General features: G+C 40.0%; 1 protein-coding gene. It reads left to right on the plus strand.

Going from position 1 to position 315, the window contains the following annotated elements; translation table 11 throughout:
• A partial coding sequence (locus tag AX662_RS10800) for a hypothetical protein (protein ID WP_197414704.1) occupies positions 1-315 on the plus strand: 315 nt, incomplete at both ends.

Below are 315 nucleotides of genomic sequence, written 5' to 3' on the forward strand. Positions count from 1 at the left end.
AAGAATTTAACAACCGTGTGACTCCTCCAGAAGAACCTAAGTTCCAACCAGAGAAGTATGTATTGAATGCAGAGAAATTCTCAATCACTGATAACAAACTTCTTGATGATGATTCTGAATTGGCTGACAAGTACGCAGATACAAATGCCAACCCATATGCGGATGGTACTGCAAACAACGAAGCTGAAAACATCAATACTAAGACTGTTAACCGTGGCGACAAGTTGGTTTACCAAGTATGGTTGGATACAACTAAATTTGACGCAGCTAACAAGGACAACATCCAATCAGTAGGAATCTCAGATGACTACGATG

The organism is Streptococcus sp. CCH5-D3 (genome assembly GCF_001556435.1).
GTDB lineage: Bacteria > Bacillota > Bacilli > Lactobacillales > Streptococcaceae > Streptococcus.